At 53.0% G+C, this 25,596-nt stretch carries 23 protein-coding genes and 3 pseudogenes; 14 read left to right on the top strand and 12 right to left on the bottom strand.

Annotated features, from left to right (window positions below; translation table 11 throughout):
- Positions 1-5 precede the first annotated feature (5 nt).
- Both BLU89_RS18415 and BLU89_RS18410 read right to left on the bottom strand, forming a co-directional pair.
- Complete coding sequence (locus BLU89_RS18415; RefSeq protein WP_245709790.1) at positions 6-1,007, bottom strand: 3-oxoacyl-ACP synthase III family protein; 1,002 nt, start codon at positions 1,005-1,007, stop codon at positions 6-8.
- A 242-nt stretch (positions 1,008-1,249) separates the two neighbouring features.
- A pseudogene (locus BLU89_RS18410) lies at positions 1,250-1,556 on the bottom strand (BCCT family transporter); the annotation flags it as partial.
- Between the two features lie 848 nt (positions 1,557-2,404).
- Here BLU89_RS18410 and ugpB point away from each other — a divergent pair.
- Genes ugpB through BLU89_RS18385 form a run of 4 tightly spaced genes read left to right on the top strand, consistent with a single transcriptional unit; the run spans position 2,405 to position 6,564 of the window.
- Positions 2,405-3,715, top strand: a complete 1,311-nt coding sequence (ugpB, locus tag BLU89_RS18400; protein WP_074738773.1) for a sn-glycerol-3-phosphate ABC transporter substrate-binding protein UgpB — start codon at positions 2,405-2,407, stop codon at positions 3,713-3,715.
- 51 nt (positions 3,716-3,766) lie between these two features.
- Entirely contained in the window at positions 3,767-4,648 is an 882-nt protein-coding gene (ugpA, locus tag BLU89_RS18395; protein WP_074738772.1) for a sn-glycerol-3-phosphate ABC transporter permease UgpA, read from the top strand.
- Positions 4,649-4,668: 20 nt separating this feature from the next.
- Positions 4,669-5,505 carry a sn-glycerol-3-phosphate ABC transporter permease UgpE gene (ugpE, locus tag BLU89_RS18390; RefSeq protein WP_074738907.1) on the top strand — a complete coding sequence of 279 codons (837 nt, stop codon included), beginning with the start codon at positions 4,669-4,671 and terminating at the stop codon, positions 5,503-5,505.
- Positions 5,506-5,508: 3 nt separating this feature from the next.
- A complete protein-coding gene (locus BLU89_RS18385) occupies positions 5,509-6,564 on the top strand; it encodes an ABC transporter ATP-binding protein (protein WP_074738770.1) in 1,056 nt (351 codons plus the stop codon).
- 396 nt (positions 6,565-6,960) lie between these two features.
- Here the strand turns inward: BLU89_RS18385 and BLU89_RS18380 are convergent, their stop codons facing one another.
- Both BLU89_RS18380 and BLU89_RS21985 read right to left on the bottom strand, forming a co-directional pair.
- The gene (locus BLU89_RS18380) at positions 6,961-7,713 is read right to left on the bottom strand and encodes an outer membrane protein (protein ID WP_074738768.1); all 753 of its coding nucleotides are present in this window, start codon (positions 7,711-7,713) and stop codon (positions 6,961-6,963) included.
- Between the two features lie 70 nt (positions 7,714-7,783).
- Positions 7,784-8,736: pseudogene (locus BLU89_RS21985) on the bottom strand (DUF3179 domain-containing (seleno)protein).
- Between the two features lie 59 nt (positions 8,737-8,795).
- On the opposite strand from BLU89_RS21985, the pseudogene BLU89_RS21130 reads away from it, so the two are divergent.
- A pseudogene (locus tag BLU89_RS21130) lies at positions 8,796-9,553 on the top strand (IS5 family transposase).
- Between the two features lie 106 nt (positions 9,554-9,659).
- Here the strand turns inward: BLU89_RS21130 and BLU89_RS18360 are convergent.
- Complete coding sequence (locus BLU89_RS18360; RefSeq protein ID WP_074738764.1) at positions 9,660-10,064, bottom strand: PaaI family thioesterase; 405 nt, start codon at positions 10,062-10,064, stop codon at positions 9,660-9,662.
- Between BLU89_RS18360 and BLU89_RS21920 the strand changes: the two genes are divergently transcribed.
- The 3 genes from BLU89_RS21920 (at position 10,059) to BLU89_RS18345 (ending at position 12,826) form a co-directional block, all read left to right on the top strand.
- Entirely contained in the window at positions 10,059-10,562 is a 504-nt protein-coding gene (locus BLU89_RS21920; protein WP_342722364.1) for an antibiotic biosynthesis monooxygenase, read from the top strand. The genes BLU89_RS18360 and BLU89_RS21920 overlap by 6 nt on opposite strands.
- Before the next feature lie 92 nt (positions 10,563-10,654).
- The gene (locus BLU89_RS18350) at positions 10,655-11,206 is read left to right on the top strand and encodes a gluconate 2-dehydrogenase subunit 3 family protein (RefSeq protein WP_074738760.1); all 552 of its coding nucleotides are present in this window, start codon (positions 10,655-10,657) and stop codon (positions 11,204-11,206) included.
- A gap of 42 nt (positions 11,207-11,248) precedes the next feature.
- Positions 11,249-12,826, top strand: a complete 1,578-nt coding sequence (locus tag BLU89_RS18345) for a GMC family oxidoreductase (protein ID WP_074738758.1) — start codon at positions 11,249-11,251, stop codon at positions 12,824-12,826.
- Here BLU89_RS18345 and BLU89_RS18340 read toward each other — a convergent pair.
- From BLU89_RS18340 to BLU89_RS18315, 6 genes are all read right to left on the bottom strand, one after another.
- Complete coding sequence (locus tag BLU89_RS18340; RefSeq protein WP_074738905.1) at positions 12,823-13,533, bottom strand: glutathione S-transferase N-terminal domain-containing protein; 711 nt, start codon at positions 13,531-13,533, stop codon at positions 12,823-12,825. The genes BLU89_RS18345 and BLU89_RS18340 overlap by 4 nt on opposite strands.
- Positions 13,534-14,104: 571 nt before the next feature.
- Entirely contained in the window at positions 14,105-14,437 is a 333-nt protein-coding gene (locus tag BLU89_RS18335; RefSeq protein ID WP_074738756.1) for an antibiotic biosynthesis monooxygenase, read from the bottom strand.
- Positions 14,438-14,892: 455 nt separating this feature from the next.
- Positions 14,893-15,639: an alpha/beta fold hydrolase gene (locus BLU89_RS18330; RefSeq protein WP_074738754.1), complete on the bottom strand. Its 747-nt coding sequence runs from the start codon at positions 15,637-15,639 to the stop codon at positions 14,893-14,895.
- 38 nt (positions 15,640-15,677) lie between these two features.
- Positions 15,678-16,190: a DUF6653 family protein gene (locus tag BLU89_RS18325; RefSeq protein WP_074738752.1), complete on the bottom strand. Its 513-nt coding sequence runs from the start codon at positions 16,188-16,190 to the stop codon at positions 15,678-15,680.
- Positions 16,191-16,616: 426 nt separating this feature from the next.
- On the bottom strand, positions 16,617-17,120 hold the full coding sequence (locus BLU89_RS18320) for an outer membrane protein (protein WP_074738750.1): 504 nt from the start codon (positions 17,118-17,120) through the stop codon (positions 16,617-16,619).
- 145 nt (positions 17,121-17,265) lie between these two features.
- Entirely contained in the window at positions 17,266-17,961 is a 696-nt protein-coding gene (locus BLU89_RS18315; protein ID WP_143030611.1) for a hypothetical protein, read from the bottom strand.
- A 196-nt stretch (positions 17,962-18,157) separates the two neighbouring features.
- On the opposite strand from BLU89_RS18315, the gene BLU89_RS18310 reads away from it, so the two are divergent.
- The 4 genes from BLU89_RS18310 to BLU89_RS18295 all read left to right on the top strand — a co-directional run bounded on the left by BLU89_RS18310 (position 18,158) and on the right by BLU89_RS18295 (position 21,735).
- Positions 18,158-18,883: a TetR/AcrR family transcriptional regulator gene (locus tag BLU89_RS18310; protein WP_176797723.1), complete on the top strand. Its 726-nt coding sequence runs from the start codon at positions 18,158-18,160 to the stop codon at positions 18,881-18,883.
- A gap of 36 nt (positions 18,884-18,919) precedes the next feature.
- The gene (locus tag BLU89_RS21980; RefSeq protein WP_074738744.1) at positions 18,920-19,021 is read left to right on the top strand and encodes a phosphotransferase-like protein; all 102 of its coding nucleotides are present in this window, start codon (positions 18,920-18,922) and stop codon (positions 19,019-19,021) included.
- 361 nt (positions 19,022-19,382) lie between these two features.
- Positions 19,383-20,267 carry an AraC family transcriptional regulator gene (locus tag BLU89_RS18300; protein WP_074738742.1) on the top strand — a complete coding sequence of 295 codons (885 nt, stop codon included), beginning with the start codon at positions 19,383-19,385 and terminating at the stop codon, positions 20,265-20,267.
- 67 nt (positions 20,268-20,334) lie between these two features.
- Positions 20,335-21,735, top strand: coding sequence for an amidase (locus tag BLU89_RS18295; protein WP_074738740.1), 1,401 nt, complete (start codon positions 20,335-20,337; stop codon positions 21,733-21,735).
- A gap of 558 nt (positions 21,736-22,293) precedes the next feature.
- Here the strand turns inward: BLU89_RS18295 and BLU89_RS18290 are convergent.
- Positions 22,294-22,794: a methyltransferase family protein gene (locus BLU89_RS18290; protein WP_176797722.1), complete on the bottom strand. Its 501-nt coding sequence runs from the start codon at positions 22,792-22,794 to the stop codon at positions 22,294-22,296.
- A 253-nt stretch (positions 22,795-23,047) separates the two neighbouring features.
- Here BLU89_RS18290 and BLU89_RS18285 point away from each other — a divergent pair, with 253 nt between their 5' ends.
- Positions 23,048-23,299 carry an SH3 domain-containing protein gene (locus BLU89_RS18285; protein WP_425441417.1) on the top strand — a complete coding sequence of 84 codons (252 nt, stop codon included), beginning with the start codon at positions 23,048-23,050 and terminating at the stop codon, positions 23,297-23,299.
- A gap of 544 nt (positions 23,300-23,843) precedes the next feature.
- Complete coding sequence (locus BLU89_RS18280; RefSeq protein WP_074738734.1) at positions 23,844-25,286, top strand: Hint domain-containing protein; 1,443 nt, start codon at positions 23,844-23,846, stop codon at positions 25,284-25,286.
- The last annotated feature ends 310 nt before the right edge of the window (positions 25,287-25,596 follow it).

Genomic DNA, 25,596 nt, shown 5'->3' with positions numbered 1-25,596 from the left:
AGAGATCACATTTGCATCGCGAGGCCCGAGAATGAAACGCCCGCCGATGTCCCCAACATCAGCAGCCGCGTTCCCGGCCCCGCCTGCCCCTGCCTGCGCGCATGATCCAGCGCCGTCGGCACCGAGGCAGCTATCTGGTTACCGATCTGCGCCACCAGATTGACGATCTTGTCGCCGCCGAAACCCGCCTGCCGCACTACATGCGTCAGCGCGTGCGGGCTGGCCTGATGCGGCACAACCAGATCAACATCTTCCTTTTGCCAACCCGCCTGTTCCAACAGTTCATCCACAAACCCGGGAAAGTGCTTCAGCGTGAGCTTGAACAGATCTGCACCATTCATCCGGAACAGAGTGTGGCGGGCAAACTCATCAGGGTTTTCATGATAGTCAAACCGGGTTCCTCCGGCGGCGATCTGGCACGCCTCGTATTTCGACGGGTAGCTGCGCATCAGACTGGCCCGAATACCGCATCCTGACCTGTCATCGGGGCCAATGATCGCAGCGGCAGCCCCGTCACCGAACAGCGCAGCGACCTCGGGCTGTTCAGACCATGGCAACCCGCGCGAGGCGATTTCAGACGAGACGATTAACGCATTACGGCAGGTACCCGATGCGACCTGCCGGCTGGCAATCTCAAGCGCGCTGATGAAACTGGTACAGGTGCTGTTAACGTCAAAGGCCGCGGCGTTGCCGTCGCCAATACCAAGTTCCCGCATCACCAGCAGAGCGGTCGACGGCAAGGTCTGGAACGGGACGCCGTTGGCAGAAATGACAAGATCGATGTCGTCAGCGCCCAACTCGGCCTGATCCAGCGCACGCTGGGATGCCGTCACGGCCATATCAATCTGGCTGATATCTTCGGCAAAGTGACGGGATTTGACGCCGGACTCTTGCTCAAGGTGCCCGCATTTCAAGCCTACTCTTGCATCAAGAGCTTCGGACGCGACAGGATGGCCGGGAAAAAAGTGGCCCGTGCCGCGAATGGCAACCTGGATGGATTCGTTCAAGTGCTTACTCCGACCCATAAGATGCATTTCGAGATAAGTAGGCGAAAACCTGCCCGCAAGTTGGGGGTTCCTTACCGTTTTGTCGCCGGAGCACTTATTAATTGAATTCGTTATGTTTTACGAGCTATCCAGCAGGCTCAATACTAGACGTCAGATCGGATTTTCAACCTAGGCATGAAGCTAAGCGACCGCTTCGCGGCCATCCGGGAACATGTTTTCTCTGCCGGAGCCACCAGTTTCTGCTAAAGGTCGTCACGATATCGGGCCCTGGCAAGAGCCACGCACATCAGTCCCATGACTATCGTAAAGGCATCATCCCGATAATCATCGCGTTGCACAAGGCGTCCATCGGGTTATTCTCTCCCGCAGCCAGGACAAGAGTCCCGCTAACGGCCGTCAGGATCAGACCCTCGACGATCTTGTGCTTGTTGCCGATATTTTGGTCATCGCCCGACATGATGGTGTTCATCACCAAAATACCCGAGTCCGCAGCGTTACCAGAAAGGTCATGATCAGCATATCGCACATGACGGTGATGCCTGAAAACAGCGTATCTCAAACGCTTTCTTGGGCCGGGGCTGCTCCGATTACGTGGACTGTGCGGTGCAAATGACGAATTCTTTCTCGCCACCACCACCCAATACCTCCGCAAACTGGCCAAGAGCGTTCCCGTATGGCCGCACCCGCGAAACGATGTTGCGTCAACGATAGCGGCGCGATCAAAAGGCAGCTCTGTTGCGCTCCTCAATAATCGATCCTAGTTGCAGCGAATAGACGGTGTGAGAATTGGGCATCGTCGTGGCTCTGAATGACCGGTCTGGTGGCGTCGGCTGCCATCCAGCGATAAGCGTGCCGCACCGGCGAGCGGATGCTGCGTCAGCAAACACCCGGAAGGGCAACGGCGGCAAAGGTCCCGCGAAGCAGACTTTCGCTCCTATCAACCATCGCACGCTTTGGGCGCTTTTATACTCTTGCGAACGGCATCAAGGGCGAGAAGCTGTACTGTAGAAGCTCGCGCATGGCCAATGGTTATACGCTCAATTCGCAGAAAACTGATATCAACTGTTCCGTTTGCGCAACCATGAGAAAGCGGCATCTCGCAAGATTCCAATCGCTATTGCACCACTGTGTCGAACACAGAGTGCTAAGTGATGGGCAAGCAATTTAAGGTTTCCCTGTGTATACCAAATACACCTCGATCCAAGTTGATCTGATCGGTCGTCGCCAAGTGCACCGTTGGACAAAGCGAAAATGTTGCAATGTGATGCCTCATAGGACTGGAGAGTCCTTTCTTGATAAATTCTCGAAGGGGTGTATCGTTTTGATATCGAACAATATGCGTGGGAACGAAATCCCAGCTCAAAGACTACGCACCGCTGCGGTGCCAGGGAGGAACAATGCAAAAATCATTTCTCGGCGCTCTCGCCGTTACCACAATGCTGTCGCCAATTGCGGCAATGGCACAGACAGAAGTGCAATTCTGGCACGCATTTACTGGCCGCTTGGGCGAGTTGGTCGCGGCACAGGTTGAAGAGTTCAATGCCAGCCAAAACGACTATGTCGTCGTGCAAAGCCACAAGGGAAATTACTCCGAAACGCTCAACTCTGGGATTGCGGCGTTCCGTGCTGGCGAGCAACCGCATATCCTGATGGTGTTCGAAGTTGGAACGGCAACGATGATGTCCGCTAAAGGGGCAACCAAGCCTGTTTTCGAAGTAATGGCTGAAAGCGGCGCTACGTTTGATCCAAACGCCTATATTGGCTCTGTCAAAGGGTACTATACGACCACCGACGGCGAAATGCTGTCGCTGCCGTTCAACTCGTCCACGCCTGTATTGTGGGTGAACCGGGACGCCTTTGAAGCTGCCGGTGTCGACCCGGATACCGATCTGTCGACATGGCAGAAAGTCGGCGAAACACTCGATGCCCTCAAGGCTGGTGGGTCTCAATGCCCCTTAGTGACCGCATGGCAAAGCTGGATTCATCTTGAAAACTTCTCGGCCTATCATGACGTGCCATTCGCCAGTCAGGACAACGGCTTTGCCGGACTTGATACAGAGCTGATGCTGAACGGCGAAGCTCAGGTCGCACACCTGACTGCCATGGGTGAATGGGCAAAGGACGGCAAGTTCATCTATACCGGCCGCCGCAATGAAGGTGGTGCTAACTTCCGGTCAGGCGAATGTGCGTTGTTCACCGAAAGCTCGGCTGGTTATGCCGGGATCAAGGCGGAAGCTGAATTTGATTTCGACGTGCGACCACTGCCCTATTGGGAAGGCGTCGGAAACGGCCCGCAGAACACCATCATCGGTGGGGCATCCCTGTGGGTCATGGAAGGCCATGAAGACGCCGAATACGCAGGTGTTGGCGAGTTCCTGAGCTTCCTGTCGTCCAGTGACGTGCAAGCGCAATGGCACCAGGACACCGGCTATCTGCCCATCACCACAGAAGCGGGCGAAGCAACCCGCGCCGCCGGGTTTTACGACTCAAACCCAGGCACTGATGTGGCTGTCATCCAGATGACCGCGAATGACCCAACGGCGAACTCCAAAGGCCTACGGCTGGGATCCTTCGACCAAATCCGGGGGATCATCGACGAAGAACTGGAGGCAGTTTGGGCGGGTGATAAGACCGCTCAAGAAGCGATGGACAGCGCGAAAGAACGCGGCGACGCGCTCTTGCGTCGGTTCGAATCCGCAAACAACTAAGACGAAAAAAAGGGTGGGCCAGGCGGCCCACCTTTCTTAGCCAGAGGTCTGATGGAAAAACGGGTTAAGTTCCGCGGTTGGCTGTTGCCGCTGTTGCTGATTGCGCCGCAGGTCGTAATCTCTACGGTGTTCTTTTTCTATCCGGCGGGCCAGGCGATCTGGCAATCGCTGTTCATTCCCGACCCTTTTGGCCTGTCCATGCAATATGTGGGCCTTGGTAACTTTGAATACCTGCTGTCGGACAAGTTCTACCGAGCATCTTTTGTGACCACTGCGATCTTTTCGATCCTTGTCACACTGTGCTCAATGATCCCAGCGCTGTTTCTTGCCGTCATTGCGGATCGTTTGATCAAAGGGTCTGGAGTTTACCGCACTTTACTGATCTGGCCCTATGCTGTGGCTCCCGCAGTTGCTGGCGTGCTCTGGCTGTTCATGTTCAACACCCGCGTCGGCGTGGTCTCCTGGTATCTGGGACAATTGGGATATGACTGGAACCATGTGCTGAACGGGACAGAGGCAATGGGCCTTGTTGTCGTTGCATCTGCCTGGGGGCGGATCAGCTATAACTTCTTGTTTTTCTTCGCAGCCCTGCAATCCGTGCCAAAATCGGTTATCGAGGCCGCTGCCATTGATGGTGCGCATTTCTGGCGGCGGTTCTGGACAATTGTGCTGCCGCTTTTGTCGCCTACGACCTTCTTCTTGCTTGTGGTCAATATCGTCTACTCTTTTTTCGAAACCTTCGGTGTGATCCACACGATCACCGGGGGTGGGCCGCAGCAGGCAACTACGATCCTTGTCTACAAGGTCTATTCGGACGGGTTCGTCAGCCAGGACCTTGGGTCATCTTCCGCACAATCGGTTATTTTGCTGATCGTGGTGGGGCTGCTGACCATCTTACAGTTCAAATTTATCGAGAAACGGGTGCATTACTGATGGCACGCGAAATTCACGGCATGGTCGAAAAGCGAGGCACGGGACTGTGGCTCACCCATGTGCTTATGATCCTCGGCGTGCTGGTGATCTTTTTTCCAATCTGGCTGGCTTTTGTGGCCTCAACCGTGACGCAGTCGGACATCATCCGCCCACCCATGCCGGTCTGGCCAGGTGATCAGCTTTGGATCAACTATAAGAACGCACTTTTCTCAGGTATCAACGTGCCAGTCGGGACAATGCTGTTCAACAGTCTGGTCATGGCCATCGGGATCGCAGTGGGCAAAATTGTCATTTCCCTTCTTTCGGCATTTGCCATTGTCTATTTCAAGTTTCCTGGTCGGAGCATCTTTTTCTGGCTGATCTTCCTGACACTGATGCTGCCTGTTGAGGTGCGTATCGTACCCACTTACGAGGTGGTGGCCGGCTTTGGCATGCTGAACTCATATTCCGGCCTGATATTTCCTTTGATCGCCTCGGCCACAGCGACGTTTTTGTTTCGGCAGTTCTTTCTGACCATCCCGGATGAACTGGCAGAGGCTGCACGCGTGGACGGCGCCCGCCCTATGCGGTTCTTTTGGGATATCGTTGTCCCGATGAGCCGCACAAACATCGCTGCTCTTTTTGTGATCCTCTTTATCTATGGATGGAACCAATACCTCTGGCCGCTGCTGATCACGACGGACCCGGAGATGAACACAATCGTGATGGGTATCAAACAGATGTTCCCAAGCGGAGATGACTTTGCGCACTGGCCAACGATCATGGCCACCTCAATCCTTGCGATGATCCCGCCGGTGATTGTAGTCGTGGGCATGCAACGGCTGTTTATTCGCGGCCTTGTCGATAGTGAGAAATAGCAGATGGCAACAGTTTCCCTGCAAGATATCAAGAAAAGCTTTGGCGACACCGAGGTGATCCACGATGTCTCTGTGGACATTGCTGATGGCGAATTCATAGTCATCGTCGGACCGTCGGGCTGTGGAAAATCCACCTTGTTGCGCATGGTTGCAGGATTGGAAACGGTTTCAGCTGGAGACGTATTAATCGGGGAAGAGCGCGCCAACGAAAAAGAGCCAATGGACCGCGACATCGCAATGGTGTTTCAGAATTACGCTCTCTACCCGCATATGTCTGTACGTCAAAACATGGGCTACGGTCTCAAGATCGCCAAGCTTCCGAAGGGAGAGGTTGACACCAAGGTTCTGGAAGCCGCCAGATTGCTGCAACTTGAACCGCTGTTGGATCGCAAACCCCGAGAACTCTCTGGCGGGCAGCGTCAGCGCGTCGCGATGGGGCGCGCCATCGTACGTGAACCGGCGGTGTTTCTCTTTGATGAACCACTGTCGAACCTCGACGCCAAACTGCGCGTTCAAATGCGCCTTGAGATCAAAGAGCTTCAGTCGAAGCTGGGTATAACGGCACTATACGTAACTCATGATCAGGTCGAGGCGATGACCATGGCGGACCGGATGATCGTGATGAATGGTGGCGTTGCCGAACAGATCGGCACCCCACTCGAAGTTTATGAAACTCCGCGCACCCTTTTTGCAGCGCAATTCATTGGCAGCCCGGCAATGAACATCCTGGATGCGGAAATTAAGGACGGATGGGTCACTTTGGGCGATCAACATATTGCTGAGGCCAGTGGACCCAACGGACCAGTCAAATTAGGTGTCCGCCCGGAGCATCTGATCACAGAAGACGCCGGAACTATCCGCGTGCGTCCCAAATTGGCTGAACCGCTTGGCGCAAATACTCTCCTGCATTGTGAACTTGTTGACACAAACGAAAGCTTTACAGCCAGTCTGCCGGGTGTTCATGTCCTGAGCAGTGAGAACTCTATCATGCAGTTTTCGATCCAACCTTCTAAGTCGCATCTCTTCGAGATTGACACAGGCCTACGTCGTACGGGCTAAAAATCTTGTGTTTCTCTGCGGTTTTCCAAGCCGCCAAATACGCCAAACCGGAACATTGCGACTGACTAGAAGCCTCGGTGATTTCAGATTGGCTATCGCGAATGACGGTTTTGATCTGTCTTATCCCACTCCAGTGACAGCTTTAGCCTAGTTTGTGGTTGTTGTCACAGCGCGCAACAATTGTTGGTTTTGGCTCATTGCAGACCTCGGAGCAAACGCAGCACAAGCCCCTGCTCCTTTTCCACGACCAATCCAACGGCTCAATCCAGACCAAGAGCATCGTCTCTGAATGTTGTGGTCGCAGCCAGCATACCCGACATTCGTTGTAACTGCGAAAGCCAACCAAACGATTTTAGAAACATCACAACCTTGTTTCGAGTTTGCCAATAACCATGTCTAGAACCGATAAGTCGCGCCTAGCACCGGTCCCGATTGATCGAATGTAAAATCGTTGCCGTCGATCTCATGGTCGAATGAGATATAGCGATAACCACCGCGGATTAGCCATCTGTCGTTGATTGCATAATCGGCCGTCAGCAGAACCTGCCAGGTTTCACTGCCACTGCGGAAGCCTCCATAGTCGACAAAACCGGAGCCCGACCATTTGTTCGAGAATTGAACGTGTGCTCTGGCGCCGATGACCGGGTCGATCCAGCTATCGTCGGCAGTTGTCGTCCGTCCCGGTGCCGCGCCGGGTAGAAGTGTGAACTCCGTTTCGGTGCTGAACCACCGCAAGCCTCCAACGACGTCCACTGAGATAGTTGGCGATTCATACACTTTGTAGCCGAGATAACCACTCAAGTATTGTGTGGTAAATGATGTCTCTAGGCCCTCACTTGCAGGGCCGGGTGTGCTGTTGCTGAATGACAAATCTGTGTAGTTGTAATCTGCAAGTATCAGCCAACGCCCGTTGGTTGCCGAGAACGCTCCCATAAAGGCGAAATCGAGGTTCTCCAGAGCATCAGAAAAGCTGAGTGTGCCATCCAAAGTGCCCATTGGTGTGCCCAATGATGTCTCCGTTTCAGGCATGAACAGATAGATCGTGGCCTCATAGGACCAATCGGATTGTTGTGCCGAAGCCGCTGTGGCCACAGCAGCAGATAATGCTGCTCCGCATGCGCAGCATTTCACCCATGTTGACGAACTCATCCTGTTCCTCCCGAAAAACACAAAAGATTGAATAAATGATGGTTTGTTTGTGGTTGTTTGGCCATGAGTTTCATTCTGCAGCTTCTTCGGTTGCCACTGAGCCGCTGCCAACGCGATTGATATCTGTGTTTGGGAAAAACTCGGACCAGACGTGCCAGAACACGCCCGCGCGCAGGGTTTCGACACGTTTTAGTTGACCATGATCTGAATGGCCCCAGAAATCACAACGGGTCACGGGTTCATTGAAGTCGTTATACCAAACGCCCAGGCTTTCATACTTCGGATCTAGGCTGACCACGACATCCTGTCCACCGACTTTGGCATTCACGATCCAATCATTCCCAACGATGAAATCATCGGTCCAGCAAGCCGCATCTTTGCCAATCGTAACTCCCCAGACGTAGGTCTTGTTCGGCAGCCGGTCGTCTGAACGATCCATGTTGTCCATTACGGGCGCGTCTTCCTGATGTTGGCGCCCGATGCCCCAGCCAAAAGTGACTTCGGTCATCGTATCCAGCAGCCGCAACAAGGGGTTCGGAGAGGGTTTGTTCAGAAATACCTCACCTTCGGGATAGGCCTTCTGAAACCCCGAAACGTCATTCGAAAGGTGGGCCAAGGCTTCATTTGCGCTTCGGGCCGGATTGGGCAAGCAGGACCGTCGGAGTCGGGGTTGCGGTCTATTTCGCGGAAACCATAGACGTGCTGGATCGGCTCGCCTGTGTCGTTGTCGCGCAAGATTAGGTTGTTGCCATGCTGGGCCAAAACCTCGAGGTTCAACCGTCGTCCTTCTATTCGTGGAGAGTACCCCTGACCGAGATTGGCCATTGCGCAATTGGTCATGACCACGTCTTCGCCACTCAGACCACCTACATCCCCGGCCAGATGAGGGCGCATGATCTGCGCGTCTGGGTGCGCGCGAGCATGACCGTTGTGTTCGATGACGATGACCGACGCAATTGGTCCGACATATCTCCGAGCTTCTTCAATAGGAAAATACTGAGCGTCATTAAGCTCAGGACCCATAAACGGCATTGAGCTTGACTGATCTGTGTGATTCACGAGCCCAAACGATTGGGGGCATGATGAGTAATCTGTTTTGGCTGAGCGACGATCAGATGCTGCGGCTTACGCCGTATTTTCCAAAGAGCCGGGGCAAACCTCGCGTTGATAACAAGCGTGTTTTGAGTGGTATTATATTTATGAACCACAATGGGTTACGCTGGTGTGATGCACCTTCGGAGTATGGCTCTCCGAAGACACTCTACAACCGCTGAAAACGGTGGAGCGACATGGGCATATTTGCTGGGATCATGGTCGGACTGGCGGCTGAAGCGCCCGACAACAAAACAATCTCCATTGACGCGACCGATCTCAAGGCGCACCGCACAGCCTCCAGTCTGGGGCTGAAATAAGGGGGCGTGGACGTCTGATTGGACGGACAAAGGGCGGTATGAACACAAAGTTGCATGCCGTGACCGATACGACTGGGCGACCAATCCGGTTCTTTCTTACCGCAGGTCAGGTCAGCGACTACACTGGAGCTAGAGCATTGGTGAATAGTTCCCCAGCAGCCGATTGGTTATTGGGAAGCCGAGGGTATGATGCGGATTGGTTCCGCGAAGCCCTTATAGATATGGGAATAACGCCCTGCCTCCCTGGGCGAAAGTCCCGCGACAAAGCAGTCAAATATGATAAGCGTCGATACAAAAGGCGCAACCGCACAGAGATCATGTTTGGTCGACTGAAAGACTGGCGGCGTGTCGCAACCCGCTATGACCGCTGCCCCAAGGTCTTCTTATCTGCAATAGCTCTCGCCGCAACAGTCATATTCTGGTTATGAGTCCTGAGCCTAGTGATTACGATGAGCCAGAAACTCTCCCTTATCAAATGCAGCTATTTGGACCCATAGGCGCTGACGTCAGACACCCAGCTATGAATCTGATGATTTAACCGTTCCAACCCAGAGTGAGTTGTGTTTGGGTCACAATCGCCGCAGTACCGCCATCGGGTCGGGTAATCGTGGTCTGCCAAATCATTGTTTTTCGACCGCGATGCAGGGGAATACAGGTCAAAGTGATCTCGTCGCCAATCCGCACAGATCGGATGAAGTTTGTCTTGCTCTCCAGAGTTGTTGTACTGGCATCTTTGTCAAGGTTCACTGCCGCGGCTACTCCTCCTATGGAGTCTGCTGCCCCCATGATCGCACCACCATGCATCACCTCGTTTCGGTTGCCCATGTCTTCTCGGACGAGCAGTTTCGCCACCACCTCCTCCATTGAAACGGACACCAGTTCGAGGCCCAGAGATTGGGAGTATGGTGGTAACCAGTGCTGGATGCTTTTGTTATGCATGTACGATTTTACTCATGGCCGAAAATATCTGTGTTCCTTGGTGTCCGAACTAGGGTACCCACCATCATTTTACCTGCGGGCGGAATACACTTATTCTTGTGGTGTATTCAAAATCGAATTGTAGGAGAAATTATCGTGTCCGTCCCGCAGATTGTAACTGTCGTTGGCTATATGACGATCCTAGGATCGCATGCAGCGGCATTTAGAGAAAATTGTTCCAAAATGATTGAACTGCGTAGGCAAGAACCCGGCCATTTGGCGTCAGCCTACAGTTTCGGTGCCAGTGGAAAGGTTGTATCCCGCGAAGACTATGACAACGCCGATGCAGTGATCCGTCATATGGAATTGGGCAACCACATCTTTGAGCTCACGCAACAGCTTGTCGAGATCACCGGGGTCGAATTACATGGCCCTCAGGCTGAGCTTGAAAAGCTGGGCGATCTGTTCAAAGGAATGTCTCCCGCAATCTTTGAAACCGAGTTTGGATTTCGTCGGTAGTTAGGCGTGTATGACGGTTTGACCGGAAACTGATAACGTGGGTCCAGCCCGGTGATCAGGGCATCTGTTTGCAATAGGTGGAGACAGGTCAAATGATGGGAAGACGACGCTTTTTGACTCGTGTGATTCCGACCACGTTCTGGGTAAACATCGTAATTCGCAGCCTTTCCCGAAACGCGGAGGCAAAGACCATCGAAAACGAAAGCTACAAGGTACTCACAACAACCGAAGCTGAGACTCTGGCTGCATGGTGTACGTCCATCGTTTCTGGCGCAGACCAGGCCGGAGTCGCCAGGTTTGTCGACGAAAACCTCGCAGGAGATCAGGCCGCGTCCCTGTTACTTCTCAGATACCTCGATGCCAGCGACATGGCAGGATTTTACCGCAATGGGATCATGGGCATTGAAAAAGAATGCCTGCACCGGTTTGGCTTGTCCTTTGCACGGGCGACGGTTGTTCAGCGGATGAAATTGGTTGAGGCGGCAATTGCGTCGGAAACGCAGGTCTGGACCGATCCAGATCCGAACTTCTTCTATTTCATTTCGCGCAGCGACGCGGTGGATGTTGTCTACGGCACGCAGTTGGGATTTGTGGATCTGAATGTTCCTTATCTTGCGCATATTCCGCCACCCCGGTCTTGGTAGCAATTCTGCTAACCGAGGAGAAACCCAAAACAAAGAGAACCAATGACCAAAATCTCACACGATAAGGTCGAAGTCGTCGTCATCGGCTCTGGCATCGCCGGCAGTACGATGGCGGCGGAGCTGGGTGAAGCGGGGTTCACCGTGCTGGTCCTGGAAGCCGGGCCGGAACGGCAGCTTTCGGATATGATCAGTTCTCAGATCTGGTCCCGGCGGCTCAGATGGGCCGGGCCGGAGGTCCGGGAGTCAGGCGATCTGGTGGGGGCCGCAAACTTTGCCATGGGTTGGGGGACCGGCGGGGCCGGTTTGCATTGGTACGCAAATTGGTATCGGCTGCATCCGGACGACTTTCACGTTAAATCCTTGTACGGGCGAAGTCTGGACTGGCCCATTGGATATGATGACCTGCGGCCATGGTATGACCGTGCGCAGTCTTATTTTGGCGTTTCTGGCGATGAAGACACAAATGCGCCGCCCGGCGAGCCGTATCCCATGCCTGCCATACCCCTGTCCAAACAGTCTCAGGCCATCAAACCCGGTTTTGATGCTGAGGGGCTGAAACTCACGACAAACACATTGGCGGTAAACTCCGTTCCCTATGACGGTCGGACGAGTTGCCTGCTTGACGGCTGGTGTGATGCCGGATGTCCGATTGGGGCTTTGGCAAATCCCTTGGTTCTGCAATGGCCACGGGCCCGAAAAGCTGGGGTTGAACTACGCCACAACGCCTATGCAGAACGGGTTGAAACAGACCCTTCAGGGTCTAAGGCAACCGGGGTTGTGTATCTTGATGAACAGGGTCGGGAAAACCTGCAACCTGCCGACATCGTTATCTCGGCGTGCCACACAATCTGGAATGCACGGTTGCTGATGCTGTCCGCCAACGACAAGCATCCTAATGGGCTTGGCAATGGCAACGAAACCCTGGGACGCCATTTTACGTCTCACGCACTTACGACCATCCACGGGCTTTTTACTCAGGAAACGGAACCCCATTTGGGTGTGTCGGGTGCTAACACGCTTTGTCTTGAGGGCTATGAGGACAAGCAACCGGCAAAAGGTGCCTTTGGCAGCCGCGCGTGGCTTGTCGGACAGGCTGCAAAACCCAACGATCTGTTGGGAACTGCTCTGGCCAAACCCGAATTGTATGGCGAGACTTTGGACGCATATTTGCGTCAAGCCAGTTTGCACTATGGTAATATGACAGTGTTGTGCGAGGAAGATAGTATTCCGGAAAACCGCGTCACGCTCGACCCATCAAAAAAAGATCGATATGGGTTACCGCAAGCCCATGTGCAAAACTCTCTTCCACAGGCAAATGCCTCGAGATTAGATTTGGCCAGGACCGAGGGTCTTCGTATCTTCAATGCGGCGGGGGCTACTGATGCCTGGGCGGGCCAGCGAAATCCTATGCACATGATGGGCGGAACAATCATGGGCGACGATGCATCGGCATCGGTCACGAATTCATATGGGCAGGTGCATGAGATCGACAATCTGTTTGTCGCCGGCGCAAGCCTGTTTCCAACGCCCGGCGCCATCAACCCGACGGCTACGCTGGCTGCGTTGGTGTTTCGCACGGCAGATTATATTCGCACCCACCGATCAGAGTTACTGCCTTAAAACGCGCTGCGCGGCGGTTGTGCCCGCCCCATTCCATCGAATGCATCGAGCAGTTCTTCGAACCAGCGGTGCAGAGCGTTCTCTGGCGGCCAGAATGCCGTCAGACTGACAACCCGGGCCCACTGGAATGAACCGAACAGTATATAGTCCGAATAATCTGGCACTACGCCGCCCAGGAACGGGCTTTCGGCGAGCGTTGCCTCAATCGGGCACAGCGCTTGTTTGATCGCGTGACGTGCGGATTCTGGGTCAGCTCCGATTTCTTCGATGGTCTGGCCGAATTTGCGCTGGGTTCGTTCCCGATAGTAATCCTTGTCGCACTTCGCCGTCAGGGGAAATTGCTCCGCTATAACAGCGCAAAAGATCAGAGGGTGCAGAGTGTTGTCTGCCCAGTGATTGACGAACAGAGACTTTGCTTTGTCGGATGGGCTGGCAAACAGTGGATGGCCCGGATAGGCGTCCTCCAGATAAGACGCAATGCACCAGCTGTCCCGGACCCACTGATTGCCATCCACCAGAACCGGCGCCGTCACACCGCCGGATCGTGCGATCCGTTGCTTTTCGGTTATGTGCCACGGCTCTGAGTTAAAACTTAGTTGTTTATGCGCCAGCGCCATGCGGCTGCGCCAGCAGTACGGGCTCAAATGGGCTTTTGGATTTTCACCAACAACTTCAAAGAGCCTGCGCTTGTTCTCATGCGAAGTCATGTTGGGCCCCATTCTGTTTCACGGCAGTCTAGCACATTGCCAGGAACGACTGAGACCGCTTTGCGTTAAGTTCGCGCAAGGGAGTTCTGGTAAATGGCTGTCCGCCAACCGCAGGTGAGCAGCCGCCAGCGCCATCATTAACGGCCCTTTGCCGACATCCAACCTAATGCCTTGGTGCTGCAGTCGCAGCCCACAAAGCCGTCGTTCGCTGCACCTACTCGATTTTGGTCATAGCCGAGGTCTTGAGCGCGGACAAAAGGGTGAATTCGCTGCAACTGCTCCGATATCCTGTTTCGTTCGTGGATGCAGAGATCGCCCATTTTCGGTCGGCGTAACAACAATGTTCAGTTGGCTGCAATAGTCCTGATCTGAGCGTCGACTTGCTTTCGAAATCTCATGCCATCATAGCTTCCGATTAGTTGGATGTGTAGTGGCGACGTTATTTTGCCATCCGATCAAGGCCTTTTTCGAGCCATCACCGCTTACCGCGCACCGGCCAATGACAGCAATCGATATTGTGGAGTGGGTCTTGTTCTCTTTTATCAGCCCCTCGGCTTGTGGGTCTCTGAATTCAGAGGGAAACGCCACCGCTGAAATTCTCAAACCCGTGTGTTGTTTCGGTCACATCCGCCTCGAAGTGGGCGATTAAGGGCATTACCAAGGGCTCGATATGCTTATTCCATACGGATCCTGTGTAGAAATCATCTTTGATCCTGTCTCGCTCCTCGAGCGACGAGAAGGCCCGCATCCAGTGGACTTTGTCAGGATTGTCTAGATCCCGCAAAGGGCCAAAGACCAACATCCCAGCGTCGCGCAATGCAACGCGGTTCTCTTGTTCAAAGAATTCGATAAACTCCTCGCGACGTCCAGGTTTTAGTGTATAGCGACGAACTTCGATAATCATGTGTCTAGCCTGTTTGCTTAGAAAGTTCTCTTGGGCGAAGTTTGTTGAGATTGATCCTTGCCGTGCCACATTGCGTACCTATTCGTGATATTAGAAGCTCAAAATTCCCGGTTTGCCGCACCCGCGTCGAATTTGGTAATCCATGAACCTCCATTCGCATTGTGGATGTGGTTGATACTAAAACTCTGTAGAAGTCCCCCGGGTTCGGACAAAGGCTGTCCGGAACCGCCACTCATCAATTGACTGAATCAACGGACCTTGCCGCATATGAATTTCATGCGGCGAATTTCGAGGCGATGCCGCATACAATTCTTGATGGATCCTGTTGAACGTCAAACTGCCTCCAACCGAGGAGGTCGATCCAAAGATGCCCCCTTTCCAGCGGTGTTTCGCAATGAGATCAGTACATTATCCCAGAATATTACAACTCCAAATATGTCAATCTTGCGAGTTAACTACAATTCAGCTTGTATTAGGGTTGAATAGTGTTCAGCGCCTTGAACTAAGTTTATTGTGGCATTTTCACCAAACACACCCTTTAGAGAGTGAGACATTTCAACAGGCGACCAAGTGTCATTAGTCCCGTGCCAAAGGACGACGTCGCACTGCACCGCTGACAGGGTTTCGCTCCAATCCGCGACATAGGCGCTTATGAATGCAAGATAGGCTGCTGGACTCTGTACGAAGCTCTCCGATAGCGCCTTTTTCACAATGCTGTTGAAGGTCTCTTCTTCTAAAAGAACTCTTTCCGCAGCGCCGCACTTTGCGAACAATACTTTGACCATAGTTTCTGGAAAAAACCGGGTCAGCAAACTTTGAAGACACGTCAGAAACCGGAGTATCCTTGGACGCTTCATGGCCAATTCAAAAACAGACTTTCCCGCCATCTTGGGTAGAAAATCACCTATGAAAAGTGGGGCAGCGGGCGATATTAATGTTAGTTGGCAAACCAGGTTTGGCCTAGACGCCGCAACTTTTATTGCCGCCATGGCGCCGATGGAAAAGCCGACCACGTGAACACACTCGTCGTCGGTTTTACTAACCAATGCATCTATGGCGTCACAAAGTTCTGCGTCGATGGCCTTCGGTTCAAAGCTTAGCAAATTTAGAGCAATGACTTCTATGCCAGGATTGGCCTTACTTAGTAGCTCCGCATCTGCTGTGCTGCCGGGCATACCGTGGCAAAACACTACTTTCTTCATGATCCTATTTCCGAGTGATGTAAATGTGGTGCCACTGCTCAACTCCCAATTGTCAGATCATCTAAAGTTCCACTGTCGCGCAGGAAGTCGCTCCAAACCCAGGCCATGCGGTCAACAAACCACATCTTGCCACCCGAGATCACAACTATGCCGAGGCAAGTGAACCCCAGATCGAACGCCCATAGTCCGTATGCAAACGGCAACAGACCCATACCACTGGCGAAAGCAACCGCATTTGCGGTGCGTTTATGATGAGCAGCAACCTTATCGCGGTGTCGCAGCCAGACACGCTCGCCGAGAACACCTTGCGCGGACCAACTGTCGAAAGTTTCCGGCCGCGAAAAAGCGCGTGGGTTGATCCATATCCAGACAAGAACGACGCCCACCGCAAGCCACGCCCAATAACCAATCCATGCTCTGCTCCAGAGCGCCAGCGCCAGAAGCGGCAGCGGCGTCAACACGCGGGTCCAAACGGACCAAGGGTTTGCATGTCGCAGCCAAACCTCGTCCTTCATGCCCATGAGGCGTTCTGAAAATCGAGCTATATCCATCTGTGCAACTCCTGGATCCACCGCTCCGAAAATGAGAGGGGTTGGATTGGTTGAGGTGTGTGACGAGACACCGCCCCGCTCGTCAGTTGGTAGGTGTCTGGTTTCTTATTTGAACCAGGGCTTCAGCCCAGGCAATGGGTTGGTCGTACATCACCATATGGGCGGCGCCGTCGATACGGGTAAAACTCTTCGCTGGAGCTTTCAAGTATGCGCGGGGAAACAGGACCGCCCATGAACGCTGGGCGTTTCGAGTCCATAAAAGAAAGATAGCCGAGCCAAGTTTCCATAATTGGTAGTCGTAGAAGTAGCCGCTCGACCTTTAGTGATGGCACTTTAGTCACCTGACGCCTCCCAGGATTGAAAGTGAGGATAAAGGGAAGCATGATTGAGGGCCCCAGCCATTTTGGAATTCTCGAATGGCTTCAGCTAGAACTTGTAGGACACACGAAGCGCGACGGAGTCAGCCGTGATGTCATCACCTGACGTGTCGTATGCGTCTCGCAGGTACTCCAGACCGACCAAGATCTTGTCCGTCGCGCGATAGGTCGCACCAACACCGGCGGAGTAACCATCTTCGCTCTTGAAACCGCCATCAATGTTTGCATAGCCAACCACGCCATAGAGGTACGTCCGGCCAAATACATGCCCACCTTTGAACTTCAGGCGTACAGTATCGACTTTTTCGGTTTTCCCTCCGGACTCAACCTCAGCACCCGCGTCATACGTAAGTTCTCCACCGATTACGTAGCCGTCAAAATCGTGAAGATAACCGGCATGGAGACCCAGAGCTGCATTTCCATTGTCGTTATTGCCGTCGGAGACATCGATTGTGGATAGCTGCAAGCCCGCATTGAAGCCGGTCCAGCTTTCATCTGCCAAGGACAAGGTAGGCATCAGGGCTGCCAGTGTGATCGTCGTGATGGTTTTCATTCAATAGTTCCGTTTTCTTGCTTTTTTGGACAGGCCGCCTGGGCGCTGGCCATGTGTGATGCACCAGCGAGAGTGACTGTCCGTTAGCGGAGGTTTTGAAGTTACCGCTTTCTCATTTCGACCCAGCGGTGATCCAACACTCGGATTAGAGGAGGGGTTTGGGTTTGCTGGTCATTTGAAGCAGTTTCCCTGATTGGTCATATCGGGCAGTGACCAGCACCCTGCGCGCATGTGCCACCTCCAGCGGGCCACCAACTACTTCCCAAAGCCCAAATGTAAAAAGATCAAGTGTTCCGTGGCCTGCCGCACGAACAAGGTTTGGTTTTGTCCTGGGCTCAACATCATAGATGGCCACCCAATCGCCATTGGCTTGTTGTTGCAGTTCATCGGGTGAGCCCAACTGGCGTTCAACATTGAACCGGGTGGCCTCCTGGCTAACGACGCTCAGATCAGGGCCATCTCTGCCTGTCGCTGCCATGTTGGCGGCACATCCACTCAGAGCGGCACCACAGATGAGCGCGACAAACACTGAACGTACAAACTGACCGGAGTTGGCAATGCGTCGCATTGAAAACCTTCGATTTCGACTTGCCTCAATAGATGCCGGGTTCTCCGGCCCCAGTGATTTAAAGCGCCTTTTCATAGCCTTTCCATATCCTGATTGAATTTTGAGTTGCTTTGGGGGCTTCTGCTTCAAGCTTGTCCGGGTTTCAGCTCGCAGAGCCCCACACTGCTTCAGATAATTTGCGATCAGAATCCGGAGCAATTCGCGAATACCCGCCAGGCGCGACATTCGCCGCAACTTGGGTGGTGAAATATTCCCACAGACAAGAGCATTCATGGCATTCAATCCTGCATAGTGAGCGCAACTCAACCGGGTCCGCAAAGCACTATTGCTTCCGGAATTGGGCTGCGTAAACGCATCGTTAAACTTGGGTTGGCAGGTGAATTACATTGCTCTGCCAGATGAGTCGGGCTACAAACCGACCATGGGTCTGTATTTGCAGACCGCCGGTCGGTTTGCAAGAGGAATATGGATGAAAACTACGAAGCGGAAGAACATGCCGCCCAAGGAACGTCGCGATCAGTTATTGGGATGCGCTCAGATATTGTTCTTTTCCAAAGGGTTCGAAGATACGACCGTACAGGATGTGCTAGATCTGGCCGGTGTTTCAAAAGGTGGTTTTTATCATCACTTCAAATCCAAGGACGAACTGCTGTTTGGTGTCTTGGACGGAATGGCAGAGGGTGTCTTTTCGCAGATGGACCTTGTTGCCTCTGACGAGACGTCCTCTGCGCTTAAACTGCTGCGCAGTTTCACTCACCTGCGGGCAAACTACCTTCGCGAACATGACTATCCTGGTCAGGTCGAATTCTTCAGGGTCATGAACCAGGACAAAAATCTGGTCCTGCTGGAACAGTTCAAGCGCAGGGTCAGAACAGGTGCCATGCCCGTCCTAACCAGGATCATTCAGAAAGGTCGAGATGATGGCACGTTTAATGTCGCGGATGTTGATACCGCTGCAGAGCTCATTTTGTTCCTGAGCACCTTTATGGACCTCGCTCTGTTGCGCGCGATTGAGGCGCGAGGGACTGATACGGCGGACCATGCTGCTCGGAATTTGCAGGCCGCAATCGACATGCAGTTCCAAACCATCGACCGCATTCTGGGACTGCCGGATGGGACAACGGATTTCGGTTGGCCGGAAGCCGTTGACGTTACGATGGCAACCGAGCCTCCACCGCCTCCTTCGATCAACTAATTCAGTTCAGAAATCGACCAGTCAGGCACGAGACCCATGGCAACAGTAATACTTCTGAATGGTGTCGGGAGCGTTGGAAAAAGCTCCATTGCAAAGGCGCTTCAGAACATAACCGTGCAACCATTTTTTGCACATTGAAATGGATGCATTCCTTGCAATGCTGCCAAAGCGCCTTGAGGACCACCCGGGTGGGTTGAGCTTTGAAGAGCGCATCGAGACCGGGAACGCGCCCACCTTGGTGAGAACCGGATCCGAGAGGTAAAAAGCAGTTCACCAGGGGTCTGGACCAATCCAGAGGACAATGTGCATTTGGGCAGTTCATCATTTGAGAAACGAGCGACTACATGTCTGATCCCCTATGACTGGTCGTAGTCGAAAGCAGATTTTTCCGACTAAGTGACATAGTTTTCGAGATGCGAACTTTGCTGCCTTTCGTTGCAGAAGATCCAAGGTCTCCTATCCCTATACAACCTCACCGGGCAGTTGCTAGTCTGCAAATATGAAGACAGAAGACAAAAACAGGGCAAAGATCACAAAGGCGGCTCTTTACATCGAGGAGAACCTTTCGGCAACCTTACGAGCTTCCGACATTGCTAAGTATGCTCATTTATCGCACTTTCATTTTCAGCGCCTATTTTGCGCATACATGGGTGAACCGGTTAGCCAGTATGTTACCGCGCGTCGGCTGGAAGCCGCCGCAATAGGATTGAAAAATTGCTCAAGCGTCAACTTGTTGCAACTCTCACTAGACTGCGGTTTTCAAACGCACAGCGCGTTTTCCAAAGCATTCAAGAAGCAGTTCGGTGTTAGCCCCACCGCCTTTCGCAATAATCCAGAAGTCGCGCGAAAAGGCGTTGATTTAGATCGGCGATTTCTTATCAGCGCCCCCCCTAACAAGAGCATTGAAGCCGTTGGCGTCGTCAATCTGCTCCCATTTCACTTTCAGTTTCGCCAATCGTACGGAACTTATGAGGGGCAGTTTTTTCGGCAAAAGGGCCAGAATATCGGTCAACAATTCTCGACGCTTCTCGCTGAAACAACACCTCCCAATCTATTCTTGATGAGTTGCTTTCCAAACACGCCACAAAACCTAAACGACAACCGTGTTCCAATTTGGTTCGGCGGCGCGTTTTCTGACCAAACCAACAGCAGTTGGAGCAAGGAATGGCACTGCTTTGGAGTTGGGGCATGGGCCGTCTTTGAACATTTGGGAGACTACAGATTTCTCTATCAGACATGGAACCGTATTTATCGCAACTGGCTGCCCCAAACGGACTATGTTTTGCGGGATGATATCCCATTTGAAGCCTACCTAAGCCCCACGGATGCATCGGATCGTTCCCGGCAGCTCACCCGAATTCATATTCCAATAAAAAAAGCATGATCGGAACAGCAATGTCTGTGTTTGCCTGATAGCTCGACGTCAAATTGGGAAATCAAGGACAAGCGAAATGCTACTTCATCAAAACACAGCAACCCAAATTGTAGCAAAGTTAAATGCCGGTCACCTGAGCGCAAGCCAAGTCGCACAAAACCAACTGGATCGCATTCGACGGCTCGATCCAGTGATCAACGCAATTGTAGCGACCGATGACAAGCAACAGAATGACGTCATGGGTGCCTTGGCTGGCTTGCCAATCACGCTCAAAGACCAAATCCACCATCCCGCAATGGTATGCACATTTGGATCAACGCAGCACAAAGATTTTCGCCCTGCCCAGACGGCACCCGTGGTTGAACGGCTGCTCAGCGCAGGCGCACATGTCATTGGCAAAACCAATCTACCACCGTTAGCGATGGATTTTCAGTGCAGCAATCCGCTGTTTGGCACTACCAACAATCCATGGGATTTGAGCTATACGACTGGCGGCAGCAGCGGTGGTGGTGCAGCCGCCGTCGCGGCAGGGTTGAGCTTTCTTGATTTAGGCACAGACCTAAGTGGTTCGTTGCGGATTCCGGCATCCTTTTGTGGCGTTTTCAGCTTGTTGCCAACAGAGAACGCTCTGCCCAATGAGGGTATGATGGCAAACGGAGCGCCGCCGCTAAGGCATTTTGCCCGCATGGGGCCGATTGCCCGAACGCCCGAAGACCTGGATTTGGCATGGACGCATATGAGCGAACCGTCTGATGAGATACAAATGGAGTTTGCTATGCCGCGCGTATTTTGGAGCGTTGATGGTGACGGAGTAGATGTAAGCGATGACATTACCGGTTGCATTGCCAAGGCTTCAACAGCATGGGCAAAATTCGGAGTTCAAGTTTCTCGGAGCCAGCCTAAAAATTTCGACTTCAAGCGCGCCCGTCGCGCATTTGGCGAAATTATGGGCTTTGAAACTGGCGAACTATTGTCTGCCTCTGTCAGACTTCTTACTCGCTTCTTTGGTCGCGCAAGCGCACGCCGGTCGCCAGAATTCATCACCAATATCATGCTTGGCTATCGACATAACCAAAAGCGCTATGATGCCGCACTCACCGAAAAGCGTATTCTGTCTGCTGCTTTAGATGCCTCTCTGGGGGATAACGGTGTGTGGGTGTTGCCAGTCACCGCAACCTCTGCATTCAAACACATCGCGCCCACCAGTGACCACAACGGAGTGCGCGACTACGCCAATCCGCTAGTCATCAATGGAAAACCGGCAAACTACTTTGATGCTCTGACGTCATTTGTAACACCGATATCACTGACCGGTCACCCGGTAGTGATCATACCGCTGGGTTTGGACAAAAACGGAATGCCAGTTGGGGCTCAATTAGTTGGCAAAAAGGGCTGGGAGAAGCATCTGATCCAAACCGCAAAGGTGCTCTGCGAGTTATTGGAAACAACCGATTGCCCAATGCTCATACGCAAGTAACGGACAAAAACTCGGCTCGATTGCATTCTCCCCCCTCTAGAATGCACTCGTAAGAGCGGCCGTTAGTTGAAGAGCAGAACTACGGTAATTTGGGCTCTAGGGCGAAGTCACTGCCGGGGCAATGGAGCTTTTGTCTGATGGTTCGCATCTCTCCTGACGCCGGGCATTTTGTGAACTGATCAACCTGACAGACGATTCCCAAGTCAGTCGTATGCGGTGATAACCATCAAAGCAGGCCGATCTCGAACGCCATCAATATCGGTGTTGTCAAAATTTTGTCAACTCAGTTGACGATCGCCCTGGGCCGATCCGGTTAGACAAGTGACACTTTGAGAGGTGGTTTTTAAAAGTCGGCTTTCTGCGCTTCGCAGCTACTGGTGCAAGGTGCAGCATCCGGAACTATGGGCTCTCTGCAGCCATTAGATCGTTCGCAGAAATACCCTGCGACGCGTTTACCGTTCAAACCAGTGCGGTAGTACGGCTTCACCAGACCGGACTTTCACTACCACGTAGTATCTGGTCTCCTGTGAATTCACAAACTGCTAGGAAACTTGCAATTCAACTGCCGTTGGTGCCTGGGGGTTCGTACGGCCGCAACATTGGAACCCATCGTGGCACCGCCGCCTTATACCGTAGGTACTCCTCGCCAAAGCGTCGTTCCAACCCCGGCTCTTCTATGAATATGAAGTATACCGTATTGAGGAGAAAAAACACTAACGCCCAGCTGAGCAGGAGCGGGCTGCTCAACGCGATGGCTTCAGCCAAAATCATTAGGATGACCGATGAAAGCATGGGATTACGTACAAAGCGATAAGGTCCACTGACCACAAATCTTTGAGGTGGATCCCACGGTGCCGGAGTTCCATGCCCATCATGAACAAACAACTTCATCGTTTTGGCAGCCAAAACAAGCGCTGGGATAGCCAATATCGCCGCCACAGCCCAATGGAGACGCGTCCCAACATTTGCACCAAATGGCCAACATTCGCTGAACCATTGGATCAAAATCGGGATGTAAATCAGCGCTGTTCCCGGAAGGATAAGCACAGTTTTAGTCATTCGCCAAAACATGGAGTAGACTTACCACATCTTGTCTATCGTCGGGAGCGCGCCGCGCTTTATTTTCAATTTGCGGAAATCATTTGACGCGACGGACATCGCCTTGAAGCATTGGCAATTCTCATATTTCTGTCTTGGAGTTGTTCATCTTGGTGACCTGAAATGCTACGATTGTAGTTGAGGCAATAAGCAGGACATCGCGATGCGCAATGCAATCTTCTTACCCCTAGCGGCATTGTTCCTAGGGGCCACCATGTACGTTCAACCGGCAGCCGCTGCCTCAATCGGACGATATGAGGTGTTTGGCGTCGAAGACGGTGACATGCTGAAAATGCGGGCTGGGCCTGGAACAGGCTACATTGTGATTGTTGGTCTGCCAAATGGAACCGCCTTACGAGTTCACAGTTGCGAGCAAACCGGTGGCACCCGATGGTGCCGCGTTTCCTTGGAGCGCGCTCGTGGGCTCAAGGGGTATGTCTCTTGGGCATATTTGCGAAAAATTTGAAACAGCGGTGATCAGCGTTACCAACTTAACAGCATCCATGAAATGTCGACAGAAGAGGCCCTCTCCGCCTAGTTGGCACTGCTAAACATGAGCTTTGAACTGACTTGCAAGCTACAAAGGAGGCGGCCCTTCAATTGAATCGGTGAAGTCACTCGCGGCCCAGAGCCGACCTTGAACCTGGGGCCACGTTTCTGCGTTTGCAGCCCGCATTGCCGACTTTCGCTGCGCGCGCAAGATCATGCTGTGGCTGAACTTACAATCTGCAGACAAATTTAGCTTTCGCTGCGGTTGCACCAATGGCCGTTGTTGCGAAAGTCCATGGCCACAACTGCGAATGACGAGATTGGCTTAGCCGTGCAGAGCTATCCTCTGAACAGAGCTTCTCTTGCGCAGTTCAAATAATTGCCACAAAATACGCGATTCCCGGTGTATAAGGTGGTTTCGGCGAGCCTGTTTCGAATGCAGCAGCGCAGACCGGGGCGGTGAGCAGTTGGCTTATGCCTAATTCTTGAGGACCGGGAGGGCCGTAGGCCCCGAAATTGAAATGGCGATTGGTGAATCAGGCAGTTTTGTAACAGATGGATCGGCGGACAACCCTCCGACCTTTACGATTACCCTGACGGAGCCCTTGACCGACCCTGTTTTTGCCTTCACTGCGACGGGGAACGGAGGCGACAGTTTCAATCTGCGACTTACCGACCAAACGCTGGATGCTGACGGTAACACGACGTCCTTCACCGTTACCCTTGAAGAATGGGAATATCTGGACGGCGCGCATCCGGCTATCGAAACCATTAACTGGCTTGCAATCGAAGAGGGCGTGCACACGCTTCCCGACGGGCGCATCATCGAAGCTGGGACGAGTACAATCGGAAGTACCGGTCAGAATACCGGTGGCGCCGAGACGTTCAGTGCGGGTTTTACTGATCCGCCGGTGGTTCTGACATCTGTGATGTCGAACAATGACGGCACCACCGTCGACAGTGACCCGTCGAACATAACATCCACTGGATTTGATCTGACCCTTCAGGAAGAAGAAGACGAGGACGGTGTCCATGCCGCGGAAACCATCGGCTGGATCGCGATTCAGGCGGGCGGTGATACGACAAGTGGTACCGCCAGCGTTTCTGGCGACACGGTGACCCACAATACAAGCACCCTTGGGCTGGGTGACACGTTCACCAATGGCGTTGTGCTGGCCGAAACCCAAACAGTTGATGGCGGCGATACAGCGGTTGTTTCGATTGCCAACCAGACTGGCACCACAGTCGATGTCTACATCGATGAAGAACAATCCGACAACTCAGAGACAAATCATACCACCGAAGTGGTTGGGATTGTCGCCTTTGAAGAGGGTCTTATCCCCTGCTTCACCCGCGGCGTACAAATCACTGTGCCCGATGGCACGCGGCTGATTGAACAGCTTTCTGTGGGCGAAGTTGTCTTGACCCTTGGAAATGGCCCTCAGACGATCCGTTGGATTGGGTCGCGGGCGTATGATTTTGACACTTTGAACCGAAACCCGAAGCTCCGCCCGATACGGATTGTGGCCGGCGCTTTGGGCAATGGCTTGCCGGAACGGGATCTTCTAGTCTCGCGCCAACACCGGATGGTGGTCAGTTCCAAAATTTCCGAACGTATGTTCGCCAACCACGAAGTCTTGATTCCTGCAATCAAACTTACTGCTCTGCCTGATATCTTTGTCGATGAAGGCGTCGAAGCCGTGGAGTACTTCCACCTGCTGTTTGACCGGCACGAAATCATCTCTGCCGAAGGCGCGCCCTCTGAGAGCCTGTTCACTGGACCTGAAGCGTTGAAAGCGCTCACCACCGAAGCTCGCGCGGAAATTGAGGCCATTTTTCCGGAAATTTGCGACCCGGACTTTCTTCCATCCCCAGCTCGCTTCGTCCCTAAGAATGGAAAACAAATCAAAAATCTCGTGGCGCGACACCGCAGAAACAACAAACCATTGCTTATCGAAGACTGACGCAACGCCGATTGTAACCTCTTGCCAAGGCCCGTTCATTCACAACGTAACGAAAACCATGCAGCAAAACTCCGGTTGGTTTTGACAGACTTTTGAACGTAGTACCGCAAAAGCTGTCATTCTTGCACGACGTAGTATTCAGTAGAATGGGCTCTTCGCGGCTGTTCTTCGCTTTGCAGCATCATCGTCGCATGGCGCGGTACCATTGTCGCACTCGGCCCTTTCCTGCCTTTCGCACCACTCTACAGTCGCTGCACTGCGGCCCGTCGAACCCGATGGGGTGGATAGCTCCTGCTCCAACCGGCGTCGC

The organism is Ruegeria halocynthiae (genome assembly GCF_900106805.1).
In the GTDB taxonomy this organism is placed as follows: domain Bacteria; phylum Pseudomonadota; class Alphaproteobacteria; order Rhodobacterales; family Rhodobacteraceae; genus Ruegeria; species Ruegeria halocynthiae.
This window is presented reverse-complemented; position numbering and strand designations above follow the sequence as displayed.

Coding starts and splice junctions, on each gene's coding strand:
- ugpB (WP_074738773.1), top strand. CDS start 2,405: ATGCAAAAATCATTTCTCGGCGCTCTCGCCGTTACCACAATGCTGTCG.
- ugpA (WP_074738772.1), top strand. CDS start 3,767: ATGGAAAAACGGGTTAAGTTCCGCGGTTGGCTGTTGCCGCTGTTGCTG.
- ugpE (WP_074738907.1), top strand. CDS start 4,669: ATGGTCGAAAAGCGAGGCACGGGACTGTGGCTCACCCATGTGCTTATG.
- BLU89_RS18385 (WP_074738770.1), top strand. CDS start 5,509: ATGGCAACAGTTTCCCTGCAAGATATCAAGAAAAGCTTTGGCGACACC.
- BLU89_RS18380 (WP_074738768.1), bottom strand. CDS start 7,713: ATGAGTTCGTCAACATGGGTGAAATGCTGCGCATGCGGAGCAGCATTA.
- BLU89_RS21920 (WP_342722364.1), top strand. CDS start 10,059: ATGCATGTACGATTTTACTCATGGCCGAAAATATCTGTGTTCCTTGGT.
- BLU89_RS18360 (WP_074738764.1), bottom strand. CDS start 10,064: ATGCATAACAAAAGCATCCAGCACTGGTTACCACCATACTCCCAATCT.
- BLU89_RS18350 (WP_074738760.1), top strand. CDS start 10,655: ATGATGGGAAGACGACGCTTTTTGACTCGTGTGATTCCGACCACGTTC.
- BLU89_RS18345 (WP_074738758.1), top strand. CDS start 11,249: ATGACCAAAATCTCACACGATAAGGTCGAAGTCGTCGTCATCGGCTCT.
- BLU89_RS18340 (WP_074738905.1), bottom strand. CDS start 13,533: ATGACTTCGCATGAGAACAAGCGCAGGCTCTTTGAAGTTGTTGGTGAA.
- BLU89_RS18335 (WP_074738756.1), bottom strand. CDS start 14,437: ATGATTATCGAAGTTCGTCGCTATACACTAAAACCTGGACGTCGCGAG.
- BLU89_RS18330 (WP_074738754.1), bottom strand. CDS start 15,639: ATGAAGAAAGTAGTGTTTTGCCACGGTATGCCCGGCAGCACAGCAGAT.
- BLU89_RS18325 (WP_074738752.1), bottom strand. CDS start 16,190: ATGGATATAGCTCGATTTTCAGAACGCCTCATGGGCATGAAGGACGAG.
- BLU89_RS18320 (WP_074738750.1), bottom strand. CDS start 17,120: ATGAAAACCATCACGACGATCACACTGGCAGCCCTGATGCCTACCTTG.
- BLU89_RS18315 (WP_143030611.1), bottom strand. CDS start 17,961: ATGAATGCTCTTGTCTGTGGGAATATTTCACCACCCAAGTTGCGGCGA.
- BLU89_RS18310 (WP_176797723.1), top strand. CDS start 18,158: ATGAAAACTACGAAGCGGAAGAACATGCCGCCCAAGGAACGTCGCGAT.
- BLU89_RS21980 (WP_074738744.1), top strand. CDS start 18,920: ATGGCAACAGTAATACTTCTGAATGGTGTCGGGAGCGTTGGAAAAAGC.
- BLU89_RS18300 (WP_074738742.1), top strand. CDS start 19,383: ATGAAGACAGAAGACAAAAACAGGGCAAAGATCACAAAGGCGGCTCTT.
- BLU89_RS18295 (WP_074738740.1), top strand. CDS start 20,335: ATGCTACTTCATCAAAACACAGCAACCCAAATTGTAGCAAAGTTAAAT.
- BLU89_RS18290 (WP_176797722.1), bottom strand. CDS start 22,794: ATGACTAAAACTGTGCTTATCCTTCCGGGAACAGCGCTGATTTACATC.
- BLU89_RS18285 (WP_425441417.1), top strand. CDS start 23,048: ATGTACGTTCAACCGGCAGCCGCTGCCTCAATCGGACGATATGAGGTG.
- BLU89_RS18280 (WP_074738734.1), top strand. CDS start 23,844: ATGGCGATTGGTGAATCAGGCAGTTTTGTAACAGATGGATCGGCGGAC.